Raw genomic sequence first — 19,211 nt, 5'->3', positions numbered from 1 at the left:
ATTAGTCTTTCGAGTCGATTAGGGAACTTTAAGTCATGGTGTCGTCAAACGGATATTTCGATTGGATGGACGATCATCCTTCGAATGAGTCGTCACAAGATTGTGTCGCACCAAGCCATTCCACATTGTGGATAAGCGACCAAGATCAGTGCGTTGATTCTTTGCTAAATAGGGCAGCATCACAGTTTGGCGATCCAGTAGCGAGATTCCCGGCGGATAGCTTTGGATCGTCACAGAACATGGTTCTAGAGATCCGTGCTTCCGTAAAGGAATGTCATCAATTGGATATCATCGTCGTAGGGCATTCATGCTTTTTGCCTCTGGGCGAGTTGATGCGTGTTAGACATGAATTCAGTCAACACGAAAGCTTGAGCTCTGACTCGCTAATTATGCGAGTTGCACGAAAACAACGTCTAACTGAGCTTGCAAAACAAAGACTATTGGCAGTCTCCGCGGAGTTAGCCCACGCATTTTCCAACCTTGATCACTCGGCAAGTCAAAAAGTGCTGGTAACTCCATTATTTTTCCGCCCTGAAAGCGGTGCTATATGCTTCTACAACGAACACATATCGGATTTTCAAGCGATCGGCAATGAATTGATATCGGAACGTTAGAGATGGTGTTCGATAAGATCGTGGGCCTTAGTCAACGATCGACAGCAGCGTGGTCAAGAAATAGATAATAGCGTTGCCAAGCGAGTGCTGCCACCGTATCGCTACGCGAACAGTCCGAAGAAGTTCACGCAGCATTAGCTATTTGCCCGACTAATAACGACGAACGCTCAGCACGGGGAGCCTTTGATTGAAGTGGGTTCTCCTCCTACAAACAAGTTAACGCAAAAGTCCGAGAGTGCCCGCTCTGGGCGTCCTGCTGTTAACGTTTAACTGGCGAGATCTCCTGTTCGCTACTTTTAATTCGAGTTAATTTACCGCGACTACGCCTTTCTGCAGGATATGATCAACAGGTGGCGAAAAAAACTGTTGCTTCATTGTCCTGCCGTGTTAGTTGCCTATGTCCTTGATCTTAGTCGTTGAAGACGAGCCACGCCTTTTGACTAGCATCGTGCGCACGCTGCAGGAATCAGGCTACGCCACTCTCCAGGCGGAAACGCTTTCAGAAGCAACAAGGAACCTTTCAGAAGAGGTTGACCTGGTTCTATTAGACTTGATGTTGCCGGACGGAAGCGGAATCGATTGGATGACGCGACTTCGTGACAAGGACGATGCCACCCCCGTATTGGTTCTGACGGCACGAGATGCTGTGGAAGATCGTGTCGTGGGCCTCGATGCTGGGGCAGACGACTACCTAGTGAAGCCATTCGCTTGGGATGAACTGCTGGCACGTATTCGTGTGATCCTGCGACGGGGAACACGCCTAGATTCAACCCAACTGGCCTTCGGTCCAATCACGGTCGACTTGATCAATCGTCGGGCCCAGCGTAGTGGTGTCCCTCTAAATCTGCAAAATCGGCAACTCGAAATCCTGATCTACCTGATGAAGCACGGGGATCAGGTCGTCACTCGGGAAATGCTAGCCCGCGACGTCTGGAACGAGCCGACCACGACTTGGACCAACGTCATTCAGGTGCATATCAATCACCTTCGCAAGGAACTCGAGGCGAATGGCCAGTCGCCGATTCTTCATACGGTTCGTGGCCAAGGCTATGTGCTGGGAGACGTGCCATGCTGAGGCTATCGATTCGCTGGCGACTAACGTTCTGGTACGCCGCTGCATTGGCTATCATTCTGATTGTCTTCTGCGGGCTGCTTGTTCCCTTGAGCTACCAGCAACTCCTTTCACGCATGGATGGCGAGTTAGAGGAAGAGCTACAGGAACTTCTGCTGGAGGTTCAGATCGCTCAAAACCGAACAGAACTCGATTCCAGCTTACAGGCACGCTTCGGTGCTCATCAGACATTTGACTTCATCGTTTTCGATCAGCAGCACCCCGTCTTATTTGCCAGTTCCGATGTAACTCCAGAGATATCCGATGCGTTGATGCAGACAACACAGAAGAAATACTCCGCGTCGTTCGAGACCATTTACGTGGAAGCCGATCGTTACTACCGCGTTGCCAGTCGCTCCTCGAATGGGCCTAGCGGCGAGTTGGAGGTGCGGGCACTCACGCCACTCGACCCACTTTTAGCCGATGCTTGGACCTTGCTGAAGTTGATCGTTATCTTGTTGCCATTAAGCTTGCTGCTCGCCTTGATGGGTGGTTACTTCCTGGCGGCACGGGTTCTTGCACCGGTCGAACACATTGTTGGCGTCGCGAACTCGATCACGATCTCGCAGCTCGATCGGCGAATTGAAGTATCGAACCCTCACGACGAACTGGGGCACTTGGCCGAAACACTCAATCGACTGATTGAACGCCTGGAAGATGCCGTCACCGAGATCCGGCGATTCACGGCGGATGCTTCGCACGAGCTACGAACGCCGCTGGCAATTCTGCGTTCGGAAGCAGAGTCCGCCCTTCGCAAATCGAGAAGCGAAGAAGAATACCAGGCAACGCTACGGGTTGTTGTCGACGAAGCCACACGCCTGGGAACGTTGGCCGATCAACTACTGCTGCTCAGTCGACAGGATGCCGGATTGGATGCGGTTCTTATCGATATGGTCGAGATAGATCCAGTTCTTCTCGATGTTGCTGAATCGCTCAGCCTACTCGCAGATTCGCGTCAAGTGATTCTGCAGGCCCAATGCAATTGTAATGCGGCGGTCGCTGGAAATGATATTCGGTTGAGTCAGGTATTCTTCAATATCATCGAGAATGCGATCAAGTATTCTCCGCTTGGGTCAACGGTCGAAATCGAATCGGAAATCAATGAGGAACATGTTCGAGTCATGGTAAGAGATCATGGTGCCGGGATTGCTCCGCAGCATCTGACTCGTGTCTTTGAGCGATTCTATCGGGTGGATCCATCCCGAAACCGGGCAATTGGCGGCTCTGGCCTGGGCCTTTCGATCGCCAAGTCGATTGTGACTTCACACGGCGGAACGATCGAGATCGAAAGTGAAGAAGGAAATGGTACCCAGGTAGTTGTCACACTGCCTAAACGTGACACGTCTATTCGACCTGAAGTACCCCTCAAGAACGCCATTGACACAAACAACACGCACACCTCGAATTCTCATGTCCATGCGAGTGGCTCGTAAGGCAAATTGAAATGTCTCAAGAATCTCACACGCTCCCGCTGCTTACCTACACAATGATCTTGATTGGGTGCCTGCTATCGGTCTCGGCTTGCAACCGTGCGGCTCCGAAAAGCGATGGTCACGGAGGGGCCCCTTCTAAGACGACCCATAAAGTATCTGAGTCAGACCTGAACATTGTTGAGCTAACAGAAGATGCCGTTCGTCGGCTAGGACTGGATAGCGAAGCAGTAGAAGAACGCGAGATGTTCCGCACCCGACCATATGGAGCGGACTTGATGCTTCCGACGGACGCATCGATCATCGTTTCGTCTCCTCTCGCCGGTACGCTGAAGAGTTCCAGCGACCAAGCCAGACTAGAAGTCGGAAAGAAGGTCGACCGCGATCAGGCAGTGCTTTCGATTTTTCCCTTACTCTCGCCGGAGCGAGCCGTCCTGACGCCTGCCGAGCGTATTCGCTTTGCCGAAGCAAAGAACGCACTCGCGCAATCCAAGATCGATGCCGAAGGTGTCGTACAGCAGGCTGCCGTTCAGGTTGATGCGGCGAAGATCGCGCTTCAGAGAGCGCAGCGACTGCTGGACGACATGGTTGGAACGGTGCGAGCAGTCGACGAAGCAAAAGCTCAGCTCGAGATCGCAGAGAAAGGCCTGATAGCCGCTCAGGAGAGACAGAAGCAAGTCGAGGGAGTTGTCCTCGATGAGGAAGCTGGGACGCTGTCGTCGATTCCGATTCCGACACCGATCAACGGCATTCTGCGGACGGTCCAGGCACAGCCAGGTGAAATGGTTGCCGCAGGAGCTCCTTTGTTCGAGGTGATGAACGACGAGGTTCTGTGGGTGAAGGTACCGGTATATGTGGGCGACCTCGCAGAGATTGATTCGCAGAGGGAAGCACGCGTTTCGATGATCAGCGGTCGCCCTTCCAACGAAGATGTTTTCGTCAAGCCGATCGTTTCTCCACCCACGGCAACCCCTATGGCTGCCGCCGTCGATCTTTACTACCTCTTGCCTAATCCTGACGGACGTTTTCAGCCAGGACAAAAGATGGCTTTGCACGTTCCTTTGAAGGGCGAGCAGAAACAAACTGCGGTCCCTTGGGCAGCTGTCATCCATGACATCTATGGTGGGCAATGGGTTTACGAACAGATTGAACCTCAGAAGTTTGTTCGTCGACGAATTGATGTTGCCTGGGTAGATGGAGATTGGGCCGCCGTTCGCAAAGGGCCTGCGGTTGGTGCTAAGGTCGTCACGGCCGGGGCAGCGGAACTCGCTGGAACCGAGTTCGGCTTCACCAAGTAGTTGGGTTACTAGCACGTCGAACCTCCTTTGATTGCCCTATGTCTTTCACGCAAATCTGAGATCATTCCATGAGTTGGCTAGTCGAATCTGCTCTGAAGCTGCGTGTCGCCGTGGTGGCACTTTCGATTCTGTTGATCGTGGTTGGCATTCGACTCGTTCCAGAATTGCCGCTAGACGTCTTCCCTGAGTTTTCGCCCCCATATGTTGAGATTCAAACCGAAGCCCCCGGTCTATCGGCAGAAGAGGTTGAGAACCTCGTTACTTTCCCACTTGAAAACGCCCTGGTTGGCACACCGGGACTGGATACAATTCGATCGAAGTCGGTTCTTGGTTTGTCTTCGATTCGCTTGCTTTTAAGTTATGACGCGGATGTTTATCGAACACGGCAACTGGTTCAAGAACGTCTAGCTTCTGAAACGCCGCGGCTTCCAGTCGTTGCTCGGGCACCAGTCATCCTGCAGCCACTCTCCTCGCTAAGCCGTATGATGAAGATCGGCATGTGGTCCGATGAGTTGGACCAGCGTGAATTGACGGAACTGGCCGTTTGGAGCATTCGCCCCCGCCTCATGGCAATTCCCGGCGTGGCCAACGTAGCGATCTGGGGTCAGCGGAATAAGGAATTCCAGGTCTTGGTCGATCCGCAAAAACTGCGTGATCATCAGGTCACGCTCGATACGGTCATTAAATCCGCTGGCGACGCTGTTGTGCTGGACGCAGGTGGTTTCGTTGATACACCCAATCAACGCCTCGCTGTCCGACAACTCTCTCCGGTTCGCACCCCGGGTGATCTAGCACAGACGGTGGTTGCATATCAGAACGGAGCCGTGCTGCATCTGGGGGATGTCGCCGAAATCAAAGTTGGCTCACCGCCGGCGATTGGCGACGCCATTATCAACGATGTGCCTGGTCTGTTGCTGATCGTCGAAAAGCAACCTGCCGCGAACATGCTAGAAGTCACCCGCAAGGTCGAAGAGGCCTTGGATTTGATGAAGCCTGGTCTGCAAGGTGTCGAGATCGATTCTACCATCTTTCGTCCAGCAACGTTTATTGAACGTTCTATCGATAACCTAACGCATGCGCTACTGACTGGATGCGTTCTGGTCGTCATCGTCCTCGTGTTATTCTTATTCGACTGGCGAACGGCCGTCATCAGTTTGACGGCGATCCCGCTTTCCCTGGTTGCGACAGTTGTCGTACTTTACTGGTGGGGCCTGACGATCAATACGATGATTATCGCCGGGCTGGTTATTGCCCTGGGGGAGGTCGTCGACGACGCGATCATCGACGTTGAAAATATCGTGCGGCGTCTCAGGATCAATCATGCAGAAGGACATCCGAAGTCATCGTTTCGGGTCGTACTCGAAGCATCACTCGAGGTACGTAGTGCCGTCGTCTATGCAACGGCGATAATTATTCTAGTCTTTCTGCCAATCTTCTTCCTGGAAGGTTTGCCGGGGGCATTCTTTCGGCCGCTGGCGCTGGGCTATGTCCTAGCAATTACCGCCTCGCTGCTCGTGGCATTGTTGGTCACTCCGGCATTGTCGCTGTTGATTCTTCCTTGGGGAAAGAAGGAAGCACACGAGCCCCCGATGAGCCGTTGGCTGAGGCGTCCTTATCATGCCATCTTGCCGTGGTTCGTCCGTCGACCGGTCGCGGCAATTGTCGTTCTGATCGCATCCTTCGCTGGAACGTTTTGGTTGACCAATCAATTAGGCCAAGAGTTCCTGCCGAACTTCCAAGAGACCGACTTCCTGATGCACTTTGTCGAGCGGCCTGGAACCTCGATCGAAGCGATGGATCGTGTCACGATCGAAGCGAGTAAAGAACTTCGGGCAATTCCCGGCGTGCGAAACTTCGGCAGCCATATCGGCCGAGCAGAAGCCGCCGACGAAGTCGTTGGTCCGAACTTCACTGAACTTTGGATCAGCATCGACGAGTCAGCCGATTACGATAGGACGCACCAGGAAATTGTGGAAACCGTGGAAGGCTATCCTGGCCTCTACCGCGACGTCCTCACATACTTGCGAGAACGCGTGAAAGAAGTGCTTACTGGCTCTAGTTCAAGCATTGTCGTTCGCATTTATGGTCCTGATTTGGATGGCCTGCGTGAGAAGGCGCAGGAAGTGGCCGCGGCGATGGAGAAGGTCGAAGGCGTCGGACATCTGAAGGTCGAGCCCCAGGTACTAGTACCGCAGGTCGAAGTTCGCCTGCGTCCTGATGCGGCGGAAAGATTCGGCCTTACACCGGGTCAGGTCCGCCGCGCCGTGACGACGATCTTGCGTGGTGCCAAGGTAGGCGAAGTCTATGAAAATCAAAAGAAGTACAACGTCGTCGTCTGGGGTAATGAACAGGCCCGTAGTGATCTGACGGCATTACATGACTTGCGGATCGACACGCCGACCGGAGGCCAGGTTCCGTTGCGTGACCTCGCAGACGTTTCAATCGTGCCGGCCCCCAACGAGGTGAAGCGGGAAGGTGGCTCACGGCGAATCGACGTGAGCTGCGACGCCGAGGGACGCGACTTGGGTTCGGTCGCCCGAGACATTGAAGTCGCCGTACAAAACGTACCGTTCGACCACGGCTACCACCCCGAGTTTCTGGGCGAATACACTGCCCGGCAAGAGTCGCAGAATCAGCTCTTTGCTTTGTCGGCTATCTCGCTGATTGGCATGGTCCTCATTCTTTACGTCGACTTTCAGTCACTGCGTTTGACCATGATCGTAGCCCTGACCATTCCTTTCGCCCTCATCGGAGGCGTCGTCGCTTCGTGGATCGCTGGCGGCGTGCTTTCCCTCGGGTCTCTCATCGGTTTCGTCACCGTCCTGGGGATCGCGGCTCGCAATGGCATTATGCTCGTCAGCCATTACCGGCATCTACAAGTGGAAGAAGGGGAAGAATTTGGTTTGAAACTGGTAGTTCGTGGTGCGGAAGAACGCCTATTGCCCATTCTGATGACGGTCCTGACTACATCGCTGGCTCTGTTGCCCCTAGCGATCTCCGGTAACAAGCCTGGCCACGAAATCGAATACCCGCTAGCAGTGGTGATTATCGGAGGATTGGTGACGTCGACGATTCTCAATCTGTTTATCTTGCCCCCGCTTTATCTTCTGTTTGCGAAGCCTCACCAAGCATCCAACGACACGCTGTAATCTAGGTCACCACTACAATCGCTACATCTTCACGCCAAGAAGATTAACTCCGGTTATCCAGCACATTCCTTACTGCTGTTATTACTGAACCTCCGCCGAACTTAGCGGTAGCAGGCCACCTTTGGCCTTGCTATCAGGCCTTTCGGCAATGGCAGACCCAGCCGTTGCCGCGACGATGGATCGTAGAAAAGCGGTAAGCAATCATGCGTAAGTTTGGCACGTTTGTTGGCGTTTCTCTCCTGGCACTTACCGGGTGTCGAATGGGCCAGACTACGGGCACATTCGTCGCCAGCCACTCGCCAGTTTCAAGCGTTTCCTCAGACATCCCATCCAACGTGAGCCTTGCAACCGCGAACGCTACTCAACTGCCTGAATTCTCGCTGGAAGATGATGCCTCGGTCGTGACTCTGGCCGCCGCTCATCTCGACCCTTCGCCTTCAGACCTGGTAGATGTGCCAGCCGTTCCCAACGCGGCCGTCATTCAGTTCGACTTAATGAGCGCCGTCTCGCAAGGGCTTGCCGAAAACCCCGATCTGATCGCGCTTCGTCAGAATGAAAACGTTGGGCGAGGCGTGCTTGGTGTGGCTCAGACTTATCCCTTCAACCCGTTCGTTCAGGTTCGTGCGACACCTTACCAGGATGCCCCCAATGCCGGCGTCGGCACCACGTATCATTATGTACTGTTGATGCAGCGTATCGAACTGGCACATCAGCAGCGTTACCGAGAGCAGAACGCCGCTTCAAGCTTGAATCAGATTCGATGGTCGATCCATGCGGCCGAACTTCAGAATGTGGGCCAGTCGGCTCGTCTTTACCTCACGGCACTTTATCAGCATGATCTACTCGAATTGGCTCGAACGGCACACGAGTACAACCTGCTGATCAAGAACACGCTGGAAAAGCAACTCGATGCTGGCCAGGCTTCGGGTGCGGATGTCGAGATCGCCCGGATCGATGCCCAAGCAACCGCTCAGCAGGTTCGCCTGGCCGATGCCAACTTCAAGACGGCAGTTCGTGACTTGAAACGGCAACTGGGCCTTTCGCCAGAAACAGACTTTGCCCTGACCGATAGCCTCTCGAAGTTGAAATGGCAAATGCCTCACCTGATTTCCGACGGAGGAGTTCAGCCATGCCAGATGGAGGATCCCGAATTGATTTCACATTGGGCTGCTTCCCGTCCTGATGTTCTGGCGGCACTGGCCGATGTCGATGCGGCTCGGGCGAATCTCAATCTCGCTTCGGCCGCCAAGATCCCCGATATGCAGGTTGGCCCCTACTATCAGCGAAGTCGCGATCAAACGACGTATGTGGGCCTGCAAGCTCAAATGGACATTCCGGTTTTCAATACGGGTGCTCCGCTGGAACGGCAACGTGTCGCAGAACTTCATCAACGCACGACTGCCTGGCAACAACTCTTCCGCCGCGCGAATCTCGAAGCGGAAGCGGCGTGGCAACGATATCGGCTGGCCTACGATAGCCTGCACGCTTCAGGACTCGACGATCCCGGCCAGACGCCAGCGGCACTGCAAGGGCTAGAACGACAGTTCCAAGCCGGAGAAGTCGACATCACCCGCGTCGTTCAGGCCCGAAACAGTATTTTGCAGAATCAACGAATCCGACTCGATCTCTACAACGAGCTAGCTCAGGCGACTGCGGACGTCATCATTTCGATCGGTTTGCCCATTGAGAACGTTGTTCGCTGATTTTAATCGTTTACTAGACTCTCTTTTATTCCGTAGGCATAAAGCTCGAAAGCTCAGCTTATCTGATCGAGGCGGGCTATGACATCCGCACGGTACAGGAACTCCTTGTTCACAGTGACGTTAGGACGACGATGATTTATACTCATGTTTTGCCGTGGTGTCCGCATCCCGGCTGATTTCGACAGCCAGGATTCCGAATAAGGTGCGCACGTTATTCGGAAAGGTTCTGAATAAACACTAGTTAGGCCAACAAGCAACGAGACCTCGATATGACGCTGGCACCATTCGTACAGGCCAGAAACGGCGTTCATCCAGTAATTGACCTTGAGAAATTACGAGCTCACTACCCAGATCTGTCTGACGACGTTTGGAATATTGGCAGCGCCAGTGACTTGCTGGGGTGGGAGAACATGCGTAGGAAATTCGGCATCGCGGCTCCCGATGCTGTACCGTGTGACGTCTTTGTTTGGGGGATTGGTGAACCTCCCGACCGTCGCTTGACCCGCGTCGGAGGCGTGCCCTGGTTGCCCAAGAGCACTGCTTGGCCAACCTTCGGTGACATTGCGGCCACATTCTTGTGTCAGTTCGATTTTCGCGATAGCAAAGACTTGCGCGGACAACTTGCAGGCGAACCGTTGCCAGGCGACTTGCTGCTTGTGTTCGTGGCCAACGAATACTCTGCGTTGTCAGGCGACGAAGAAGAACTGCGATTTGTTTGGGTTTCCGCCGACGAGAACGAGATCTACACACAAGATAACGTGCCTGAGCGAGCGCGGTCCTTTGAATTTGTAACCGCGTGGGGCGCGCGTTTTCGTAGCACAGACGTACCTTCGCAATGGGAGAAAGCACACGAAATACCAGACAATGCTGGTTCTGGGAGGCTTTGGTGTCTTCCAGTGCTGTGGGCTACAAAGATTGGAGGCGTCCCTTACGATTCACAAGAAAACCACCACAAAGCGCCGCCTAATTACCTCTGCCAGTTGGTTTCGATACAAGCCAGCTGTACCAGTTGGCCATGGGTGGATCACGAGCAATCTCTAGCGTCTGGATTCGGAGACGATGGAATCCACGGTGACAAGCACCATCTTATGATCGGCGACATGGGAGAGCTTACACTGTTCATGAATGGTGACGGAACGGTCAGCGCAGGTAGTGCGTGTGGCTAATCAGTCGGCCTAACCATCGCATGCAACGGAGCCGGCGGTCGTGTCGGTTTTGACGTCAACTCTTAACGCGCCAGCCCGCTGATACGTGTCGTTCCCCCACACAGGTGTAGATTGGCCGATCTCGCTATCGACATTGACGTCTTCATCGCGATTCTTGACGCTAGTGCCGACACTGCCGCCGTACATCACAAGACTGCTTGCGTGGATGACCTCTTCCATGTTCGTCAGACCGACCTGCCCGCCACACCCGTTGATTCATGGAATACATACTTTCGTCCACCGCTGGAAAAGGATGGTTTGGTATCGGAGGCGGACTTTGAGTCACGATTCGTCCTCGAAACAAGCACGCTGGACTCATTTATTCAATCCAACATGACATCTGTTCGGATCGACTGTCCGTGGCTCCACGTCGTTAACATCGAATCGTTCGAATCGAAACAAGTTGCTTGTTCAACAATCGAGCACTGTTCTGGCTGGTGGCGGTTTTCTCGTATCGGATACAATGAAAATCGATCGCAAGCTCTCGTTCACACTGACTACGACCACCCCAAATGGGGACTCATGGGCATGGGGCACTTCGTCCTACTGTCACATGATCAGAGTCGTTGGCGGGTTCTTGCGAAATCCATGACTTGGATTTCGTAGCTCCAAAAATGGGGTAACAATCCAATGCACCCGAACGGCGAAGTCGGGCGTATTGATAATTGAGAATCTCTCGTCGGGACCGGGTGATTTTGGACGTTATCCGATTGAGCGCTTTACCATGTGTCAACAGTGTGACGACTTCGGTCAGCACATTCAGATCAAACTGCCCGCCGATCTAAAGGTTAACATGAATCGCGTCAACACAGCCGTCGCGAAGAAGCTCCTCAGGATCACCACCGGAGAATTGCAGTGGTCGGACTACATCAATTGCGACTTGACATGCACCAAGTGCGATGCCGACTATCATCTGTCGTGTGAAACGTATCACGGATCTGGCGGATCATGGGGGCCCAAATGACCAGGAGGCTCGTAAGAGATGTGAACCGCATGTATGAACTGTCTCGCGATGACGATGGCGACTACCATCTGTGCGTCCTCGCTGGCGGGATCGGAATGTACGAAGTCAAGATGAAACTAAATACTCAAGAACTCGACCGTTACGATTCAGAGGGTAAATCTTACCTGGACGATTTGGCGTACAGCTTAGCAAAGTATCACAACACAACTTACAAGGATCGGACTGGCCCGGCTTGACGGACAATCGCCGTTGCTTGAAAGAATCGAATTACCATTCGGTGAACGGGAGGGCTCGGCGCTGTCCGGCATGAATGCCATGTCTTCTCCTCACTCCCGTTACCTCAGTCGTTATCTGGCTTAACCAAACATGCGTGATCCGAAACGAATAGAACGCATGATTGAACAGTTGGAGTCCGCCTGACACGCGCTTCCCGATATGCGACTTGGCCAGCGTGTACTCAACGTAACACGCGCAGCAAATACGTCCGACCTTTGGAATCTTGAAGACGATCAAATTGAACAACTGCTCGATTCATTCACAAAACTAAAAGTCGCCCCACATGGATTGCGATACGTTAAACGTAGATGGGACGAAAATCGCGGCGACCGACACGACGACTTCAGGCTCTCGTGGTGGTATTTCGAGATCGATCCTGCCTGCAACGTCATATGGCAGATCGAACATTACAACAATGGAATGATCTTGGGGTACAATTCTGGGATGTCACATGATGAATTTGGCGGCCTGTCAACCGAACGTTTGGATGCGTTGCTCGACGGTTTTGATTTCACAAATGACGCCGAGTTCAACCAGCTTTGGAAACAACGTACTAACTCGTAGAATCGCCAGATAACAATGGGTTGCACACGGAGCCGCGGGCCGCGCGAGTATTGAAATCAATGTAGTTCGCCGCGGCCTGGTGAACGGTGACGTTCTTGCCAGCTACTTGGCTTAACGTAGTGAGGCCCGCCTTTCAAAATGAGTAATGAGGGCGTGTCATAGGTTAGTTCTTGAAAAAGCGATAGGTCTGTCAGATTATCATGGCTTATCCCATTCCCATTACTGGTTCCTCATCCAAAACTCGTAGCAAGTAGCCAAACCAACTGCTGCCAAACAAGCCATCCGGGTCGCGGCGGTTCTTTTCTTCCACGAATTGGTGAATGTTGGGATAAGCAAGCAGCAAATCGGCACGGTGGGCGAAGCGGCGATAGGGTAGGTAGAACGTTCCGCCGTGCCGGCCGCAGAATCGCGCGATGGCGGTGCAAAAGGTGTCGAGGCGGGCTAGTTGTTTTTGGCAATGATCGACGTGCAAGGCCATGACCATGCACACGTAGTCGCAGCGAGCCCAACGCAGGTAGCTGACTTGGCACTGGCGGACGCTTCGTAAGGTGGTCAGGATCGGGTCGACGCCGAGAGAACGGATCTGGTTGCCAGTGAAGTCCAGCAACAACTCTAACGCTTCGATCGGTACGAAGAATTCAGTCAACACGTCGCCGCCGCAGGGGAGTTTCAGGTGCTGTTCCAACTGAGCGTGATAGCCCGTCTCGTAGGTGTCCCAGTGGAAGTCCCGCCCCGCGGATACGCTTCCGTTGACCGCCTCGGCATATCGAGCATATTCGCGAAAGCACTGGGCCTTGTCGACGTGGGCCAGAGCGGTGAGCCGTGACCAATCCGCCTTGATTTTCGGACTGGCATCGCCGTGTACTACATGGTCGTCGCAGGGCGACCACAGATTCAAGATGCCGCGCTTCATGAAATGGGCTGAATCGGGATCCACGTCGAGCTGCATGTCACCATACGAATAGTCGGCATGCACTTCGTCCCAATTGCCGACAAGGCTTTCGATGTGAGTGACTTCGCTACGACGCAAAAACCGCTGCGCTGGAGCGAGGCGCAAACCGATTTCGGTCACCACGCCGAACAAGCCCATCCCACCCACGACCATGCCGAACAGGTCCGCGTTAGATTCTCGGCTGCACAGAAGTTCCTCGCCGCTGGCAGTAAGTATTTTTAACCACTCAATGTCGGACGAGATCGGTCCGCTGCAAAGTGGATTACCATGAGCGTTGACCGCAATCGCGCCTGCCACCGACATCTCGTCGGCCCCCGTCTGTTTCTGATGCACTTCCACCTTCGCCGCCGAGGATCGACTGCTAAGAAACTTTCGAATGTCCGTCCACAGGACGCCCCCTTGGATGTGGACAATTCCGGTCATTTCATCGAGCGAGACAATGCGATTGAGACCGCGCATGTTGAGAATCAGGCCATCGGTGGCAAACTGCTGTCCGCCCAGGCAGTGCCGACCCCCAAACATGCTTAGGGGCCAGCCTTCTCGCCGGCAGATCTCAATTGCCGCCTGGATGTCTTCCACGTTTTGAACATCGATCACTGAACGGACTCGGGTTCGGTTGAACTGGCAGTGGGAATCGTTGACGTAATCCAAGGATTCTCTCCCGATTGGTAAAGTGCAGGGGGCAAGATATAGGGCAGGTGTCAACCCAATTGAAGGCGATTCGTGCCATCGAATATGGGCTGACCGGCCCCGAAATACTTACGCACGATTTGAGAGTTTCGCTGCACGTTGTGTATTCCAAAGTCGGGGTAGGTCGGCAACAGCACCATCGAATTCGCTACCTCGGCTGCAACGGGGCAATCGCGTCGGAACTTGCTGAAGCAATCGAGTTCTGCGCAGTTGGCGAAATGCTGAATAACGACGTCCTGTCCATAAAAATTGAGCCAACGCAACAGATTGGGGGGATCGGCAACTTGAACGGGAAAGTGGGCGAATGTAGCACGGCAGTTCTCAGGCAACTTTGGCAGAACCAAGCCGGGCACATCTGAGAGCAGTTCTAGGTAGGCTTGTCCGTGTCGGATCCGCTGCTGATCATGTTTTTCCAGGTCGGGTAACTGCCGAAGTAGCATCCTGGCTTGGCTGGCTGAAAGCTGGTGCTGGTACCAATCATCGATCTCATGCTTCAGTCGCAGGTCGGTCTCGACGGTCACTAATCGGTTGATCCAGCCGACACCGTGCAGGGCGCCGTGCCGCAGCAACGGGAATGTTCCCAGCGTAAAGATGGGATTGGAAGTCAGGACGTGGTTGCGGCCGAGGTAGGCCAGCTTGTACGCCAAGGTTCCGACCGGCACCGGTGCGAATTTCGCCAGCTCTTCGCGTAGGAAAGCGGTCAGGGCAGCGTCGTTGGTTAGAACCATTCCTCCGTAAATCGAATTGAGCTGCTTCAAGATTCCGAAGCTGAAGACGCCGGCGTTGCCGAGCGTTCCCACGTAGCGGCCATCGACCATGGCGCCGGCCGATTGGGCGGCGTCTTCAATGACCGGAATGCCACGCGACTTGGCGAATTCCAGAATTGGCCGGATGTTCGCCGGAATACCATGTAGGTGCGTCACCAGGATGGCGCCGAGGTTGTCGTCGGTGCACTGGGAGAGCTTTTCCGGGTCGAGATCGGCATTGTTGCGATCGATGTCGACGAAACGCGGTGTGCCTCCGGCGCAAACGATCATGTTGATCACTTCGGCCAGGGTATAGGGCGAGCTAGCAACGAGTTGCCCGGCTTGAAGGTAATAGCGGAGGCATAAATAGATTCCGACCCGGGCCATCGGTACAGCGACCGCATGGTCTGAACCGAAATGTTCCGCCGCGGCGGCCTCAAACTTGGTCAGATCGTCACCCCGATGGATCGACCGCGCGAGCAGGTCACGCAAGAATTGCCAGTAGACAATGCCACAGGAGTAGAACTTGGTACGAGGCTTCGATAACTTCATGAATCTGGAACCAACATCGCCTAAAAGAAAAGTTTCTATTCTGTTAAGCGGATTCCAGTCGAGATTTGGTCAACGTTATCGGAAATTACGCCCACGAAACGCGTTACGCAATAAGGTGAAGTGACGATCTGTTGATGAATGGAAGTCAATGAGTGGACGTGTCCTGGAGAACTGCTGGTCATATCAGCTCTGGAAATGTTTCCATACGCACTGCTGTTTGGGCCAATCCCTCAAAACAACAATCGGTCTTAACTTCTGCTCCGTCACCGGTAGAAACAAAACCTTCTCCTGAATATCCGGCGCCAACTGCAACGAGTTCATGATCTGAGGCAACCTTAATGGGAAGCCATAATTGCCGTAGAGGCAGCCCTCCAATTCGAGTCTTGATCGAAGGCGAACGGTTAGGCCGAATCCGAAACTTGTGCAACAACTCGCGCTGGCTATACTTGACTGGGCCAAAGCAGGAGAACGGACGGGGCCCTGTTATGACTCGACCAAGAAAAGTAACGTGAAAAGAAGATAGGGATTGCAAATGACAAGTACGGCAGGGCAAGTCGGATGAAACTTGTGATTCGACTCGTCGCGATCGCTTTCTTGCTGATTGGAGGTATCGCGCTGATCAAGCTTTTGATCGACAACCAGGAATTGGGAGAGGAAATCGCTCAACTGGAATCAGAACTGGGGCGAATGTCGATCGCAGATTCCGACCGAGTTTATCTTGTCGAGATCGAAACGCCCGACGTGGCCCCCGAAGTGGCGCAGCACCTAGATCGGGTTTGGCAATTTCGCTGTTACATGCCTCCTGGTTATGATGTCATGCGATTCTGTGGGGGAGGCCGAGTCGAGAGCGATGGAGTCTACTTCAATGGAGGGTACAGTTCCGGTTGGGGTACGCCTAGCACCGAAGCTGTTCACGAATTACTGACGATAAGCTTTCAAGAAAGGGAGGACCGTCTGGATGTGTTCTACGCGTTCGGCGGTTCCTCGGGGACAACCACTTGGGGGCGACTTACGCCCGATCAAATCAACGATTCGCTGGTTGTTCAGAAAATCGTGAACAGCGCACAAGGGCCACGGTCGTTCGATCAAGACACAATCTTGCCATTGTTGAAAATATACGATCCCAACTCTGCCCAAGATGAGAATGTAGCTGGAAAGATCGTAACAACTTACTCTGGTGGTATGTTTGTCGTGTGCCCGAAATCACGCGAGTCGGAGTTTGACCAGCTAAAACGGGGTGAAATGCTGAATGAATCGGAGTCGCCCCGCGTTGCGAAGGCGGTAACGAATGACTGATGACCGGTCGCGAAAGTCACGTATGCCCCAGTTTTCAATGGGGAATCTACTAGCGTTTACCGCGCTGATTGCCATGGGGATGGCCTTGGGATTGGCATACTATAAGAACCGAGACATGACGCAGCAGCGTGTCGATCTTCTTGCTCTCTCCAGTCGTCTAACGGTCGAAAATACGGACGAACTGGCGTCGTCCGAGCTGCCCAATGTCGCCAGCGATTTTCAATCTTGGAACGTTCATGTTCCCGGTGGAAAAGGATACGAATTACGACTGGGCATCGGAGATCTCTCTGAAAACGGCATACCGCCGATTGCAAGCGCCGTGAAGATTACAGCCGGAAAACATCGAGTTACGCTTTACACAGGCGATTCTCCTCGTAAAGAGTTCCACTACGTTGTGTACGTGGATGGCAAGATGGTGATTGATGAGACATTGGGAAGCGACTGGATGCCCGAAGGCTGGTCTTCGGCTAGCAGCAGGAATTGGCCTCAAGATCTAGCGATCTCCCCAGGTCCACTGCAGCTTTCCTCAGAGAGCTACCAACCAAGACGTGAATTTGGTGGGGGACCGGGAAGCTATTTTAACGGACAGGGCGATGGCTTCGTGACGCGGAAGGGCTATCGTCTTTGGATCGATGACGCGGATCGCACCTATCCCCAGGCTGTGCCCATTCTGGTTCCTAATAGATTCCAATTCCCTCGTGAGATCGGGCTACGTGACGGTCTGCGATTTCGCATGAATCCCAAGTCGACCTACGATTGGACATTCGCGAGACCAAGTTTAGAGACGACCGATCCCGTCATGCAGATCTCTGCTGAGTTCTTCACAGAAGACGGTACGCTGCTTTCCCGTGAGACACCATCGTTTCAGTTATGGCAACTGCACGATGATGCACGCGGGGAAAACAAACTGAACTGGCAAGCAGATTCGGAAAAGACTGAGTACACCGCGTTCCTGCACGCGAAACCGAAAATGGGCGAGTCACCGCTCGTTGTTGTCGAAATGAAATGGGACTCGACCAGGCCGGACGAGGTCGCACTGAGAATTGCGGATATTCCTGCAAACGATCGCATTCGTCGATGGCAATTGCGAATCCATGACGGAACGAAACATCTCTGGCGCGCTATGCAGATTGGCGACAGAAAGATCGAAGCAAACGAAGCCTTTAACGAGAACGTGGCGTCCCCAAGCGACAAGATGATCTCTCTGGATCTTGGAAAGAGCGAATCGGTCGACACTCGTCTACGATGGCAATCCAACGAAACACTGCCACTGCAGATCGTGGAGAGACAACAGAAATCCTATCAGAGCATAGGACTTTACGAAGGCCTCCCTGTGACGTTCGGAATTCAGATACCCGCTGTGATGACCCCCATCGCGAACGTAAACATTGTCGCGGAGAATCCAAATGTTCCCGGTGCAGCGTTCCCCGGAGGACCAGTCTTCAAGGAAATCGAACTCGACCTCAAAGCGGTAAAAGGCGACTGGATTTGGCTCCAGGCCCAGACAATCGAGTAAGTGCGTTTAGGAAAACTCACCAGGAGTGAAGAAGAAGTCGAAGTGTAGGGCGAGATGTAAATGTGACCTGGGAACTTGGGTCCGTTTCATCTCTGACGAATTCTCGACATGCATTGCTGCATTTTCCAATCCGCTAAAACAAAAATCAGCCTCAAATCCCTCTCCGTCACAGCATCCCCGCCTCTCTCCGTCAACGGCAAGAAGAAGATTTCTTCCTGAATTTCCAGTACCAACTTTATCAAGTTCATGATCTTGTCCAATGCGATGATGCATTAACCCAGTGACGAATAGGAACTAATTGTCACTTGACAGAGCACCCAGGACGGTTCGTTCTGAGTTGGCTAGAAACTCGACGACTTGCCGAATCTCGCGCCGAGGTTGAAGGTCGTTCGTTCAACGTAAGCGGATCGTGGATCACCGTAGCCGATCTATCTAACGTGTGCTCTCTGCGGAAGTGCCCACCAAGGAAGGTCTCAATGCCCACGCCGTGCTGATGGACGAATTGCAAGCTTAGAAATCACGCGAAGTAGCGAGCCGAGTGGATTGACGAGTACGAAGTCTAGACTGGTATCTGGCCAATCATTCCCAGTAAATCAAACGAAGGTCGAGACGCCAGGTTCGTTGAATTCGATAAAGAAACGTACCGACGACGCAGAATTGTCGAGCATTGGATCGGCTGGCTGAATGAATGCCGCCGCATCCTAACCCGCTTCGAGAAGCGAGCTAGAGATTTCCTTGGGATGCTCAATTGGGCGTTCAATCAACCGTACTTTAAAACGATGGTGAAGATAGAATTTTCTGAGAGTGCCTACAACTTCTTAATGAGTGTTGTCTAAAAGATTTACAAGTTCTCTGAACTCGTGAACTCTCATTTAATGGGGCTTATGCGAGAAGCCTGCTTTAGAGCGGAATTTTCGAGAATATTTCATCTTGCTGCGTCATTAGCCATCAGATCGTGTCATCTGAGCTGACACGATAAGTCGCTTCACGTGACATTTGCAGCAGCTCGCTGCTTCTTGGTGTCATCTGATCCTAACGATGTTGGCCAGTTTTCCGGATCTTCAGCCGCACGTTATAGGACATTTTGTACGCCGCATACCGCCATAGTCGCATTTGATTCTTTTTTCCGCCATCCCATCCAAGAA

General features: G+C 53.2%; 15 protein-coding genes and 1 pseudogene. 13 read left to right on the top strand and 3 right to left on the bottom strand.

From position 1 onward, the window contains the following. Positions 1-35: 35 nt before the first annotated feature. From C5Y83_RS29245 to C5Y83_RS28040, 8 genes and pseudogenes are all read left to right on the top strand, one after another. On the top strand, positions 36-614 hold the full coding sequence (locus C5Y83_RS29245) for a hypothetical protein (RefSeq protein WP_146117959.1): 579 nt from the start codon (positions 36-38) through the stop codon (positions 612-614). 397 nt (positions 615-1,011) lie between these two features. Continuing rightward, on the top strand, positions 1,012-1,689 hold the full coding sequence (locus C5Y83_RS28070) for a response regulator transcription factor (RefSeq protein WP_105333139.1): 678 nt from the start codon (positions 1,012-1,014) through the stop codon (positions 1,687-1,689). Next, positions 1,683-3,158: a sensor histidine kinase gene (locus tag C5Y83_RS28065; protein ID WP_105333138.1), complete on the top strand. Its 1,476-nt coding sequence runs from the start codon at positions 1,683-1,685 to the stop codon at positions 3,156-3,158. The genes C5Y83_RS28070 and C5Y83_RS28065 overlap by 7 nt, the downstream gene beginning before the upstream one ends. 11 nt (positions 3,159-3,169) lie before the next feature. Next, positions 3,170-4,453, top strand: a complete 1,284-nt coding sequence (locus tag C5Y83_RS28060) for an efflux RND transporter periplasmic adaptor subunit (protein ID WP_105333137.1) — start codon at positions 3,170-3,172, stop codon at positions 4,451-4,453. 68 nt (positions 4,454-4,521) lie between these two features. Next, complete coding sequence (locus C5Y83_RS28055) at positions 4,522-7,602, top strand: efflux RND transporter permease subunit (RefSeq protein ID WP_105333136.1); 3,081 nt, start codon at positions 4,522-4,524, stop codon at positions 7,600-7,602. Positions 7,603-7,805: 203 nt separating this feature from the next. Next, complete coding sequence (locus C5Y83_RS28050) at positions 7,806-9,305, top strand: TolC family protein (protein WP_233207391.1); 1,500 nt, start codon at positions 7,806-7,808, stop codon at positions 9,303-9,305. Positions 9,306-9,367: 62 nt separating this feature from the next. Continuing rightward, positions 9,368-9,481: pseudogene (locus tag C5Y83_RS28045) on the top strand (tyrosine-type recombinase/integrase); the annotation flags it as partial. 93 nt (positions 9,482-9,574) lie between these two features. Further along, positions 9,575-10,471: a DUF1963 domain-containing protein gene (locus tag C5Y83_RS28040; RefSeq protein ID WP_105333135.1), complete on the top strand. Its 897-nt coding sequence runs from the start codon at positions 9,575-9,577 to the stop codon at positions 10,469-10,471. A 9-nt stretch (positions 10,472-10,480) separates the two neighbouring features. Here the strand turns inward: C5Y83_RS28040 and C5Y83_RS29240 are convergent, their stop codons facing one another. Then, complete coding sequence (locus tag C5Y83_RS29240) at positions 10,481-10,690, bottom strand: hypothetical protein (RefSeq protein ID WP_146117958.1); 210 nt, start codon at positions 10,688-10,690, stop codon at positions 10,481-10,483. A gap of 544 nt (positions 10,691-11,234) precedes the next feature. Between C5Y83_RS29240 and C5Y83_RS28030 the strand changes: the two genes are divergently transcribed. From C5Y83_RS28030 to C5Y83_RS28020, 3 genes are all read left to right on the top strand, one after another. Further along, a complete protein-coding gene (locus C5Y83_RS28030; protein ID WP_146117957.1) occupies positions 11,235-11,474 on the top strand; it encodes a hypothetical protein in 240 nt (79 codons plus the stop codon). 29 nt (positions 11,475-11,503) lie between these two features. Further along, a complete protein-coding gene (locus C5Y83_RS28025) occupies positions 11,504-11,710 on the top strand; it encodes a hypothetical protein (RefSeq protein WP_105333132.1) in 207 nt (68 codons plus the stop codon). 199 nt (positions 11,711-11,909) lie between these two features. After that, positions 11,910-12,314 (top strand): hypothetical protein, encoded by a 405-nt coding sequence (locus C5Y83_RS28020; RefSeq protein WP_105333131.1) that lies wholly within the window; start codon positions 11,910-11,912, stop codon positions 12,312-12,314. Between the two features lie 205 nt (positions 12,315-12,519). Here C5Y83_RS28020 and C5Y83_RS28015 read toward each other — a convergent pair whose 3' ends face one another. Together C5Y83_RS28015 and C5Y83_RS28010 are read right to left on the bottom strand one after the other, a co-directional pair. Beyond that, positions 12,520-13,917, bottom strand: a complete 1,398-nt coding sequence (locus C5Y83_RS28015) for an FAD-binding oxidoreductase (protein WP_158262569.1) — start codon at positions 13,915-13,917, stop codon at positions 12,520-12,522. Between the two features lie 50 nt (positions 13,918-13,967). Then, on the bottom strand, positions 13,968-15,254 hold the full coding sequence (locus C5Y83_RS28010) for a DegT/DnrJ/EryC1/StrS family aminotransferase (RefSeq protein ID WP_105333129.1): 1,287 nt from the start codon (positions 15,252-15,254) through the stop codon (positions 13,968-13,970). A 558-nt stretch (positions 15,255-15,812) separates the two neighbouring features. On the opposite strand from C5Y83_RS28010, the gene C5Y83_RS28005 reads away from it, so the two are divergent. Continuing rightward, complete coding sequence (locus tag C5Y83_RS28005) at positions 15,813-16,550, top strand: hypothetical protein (RefSeq protein WP_105333128.1); 738 nt, start codon at positions 15,813-15,815, stop codon at positions 16,548-16,550. 22 nt (positions 16,551-16,572) lie between these two features. Continuing rightward, positions 16,573-18,066, top strand: a complete 1,494-nt coding sequence (locus C5Y83_RS28000; protein ID WP_105333127.1) for a hypothetical protein — start codon at positions 16,573-16,575, stop codon at positions 18,064-18,066. The last annotated feature ends 1,145 nt before the right edge of the window (positions 18,067-19,211 follow it).

It is taken from the genome of Blastopirellula marina, from assembly GCF_002967765.1.
In the GTDB taxonomy this organism is placed as follows: Bacteria; Planctomycetota; Planctomycetia; order Pirellulales; family Pirellulaceae; genus Bremerella; species Bremerella marina_A.
The sequence above is the reverse complement of the archived record's forward strand: the minus strand, read 5'-3'. Positions and strand labels throughout refer to the sequence as shown.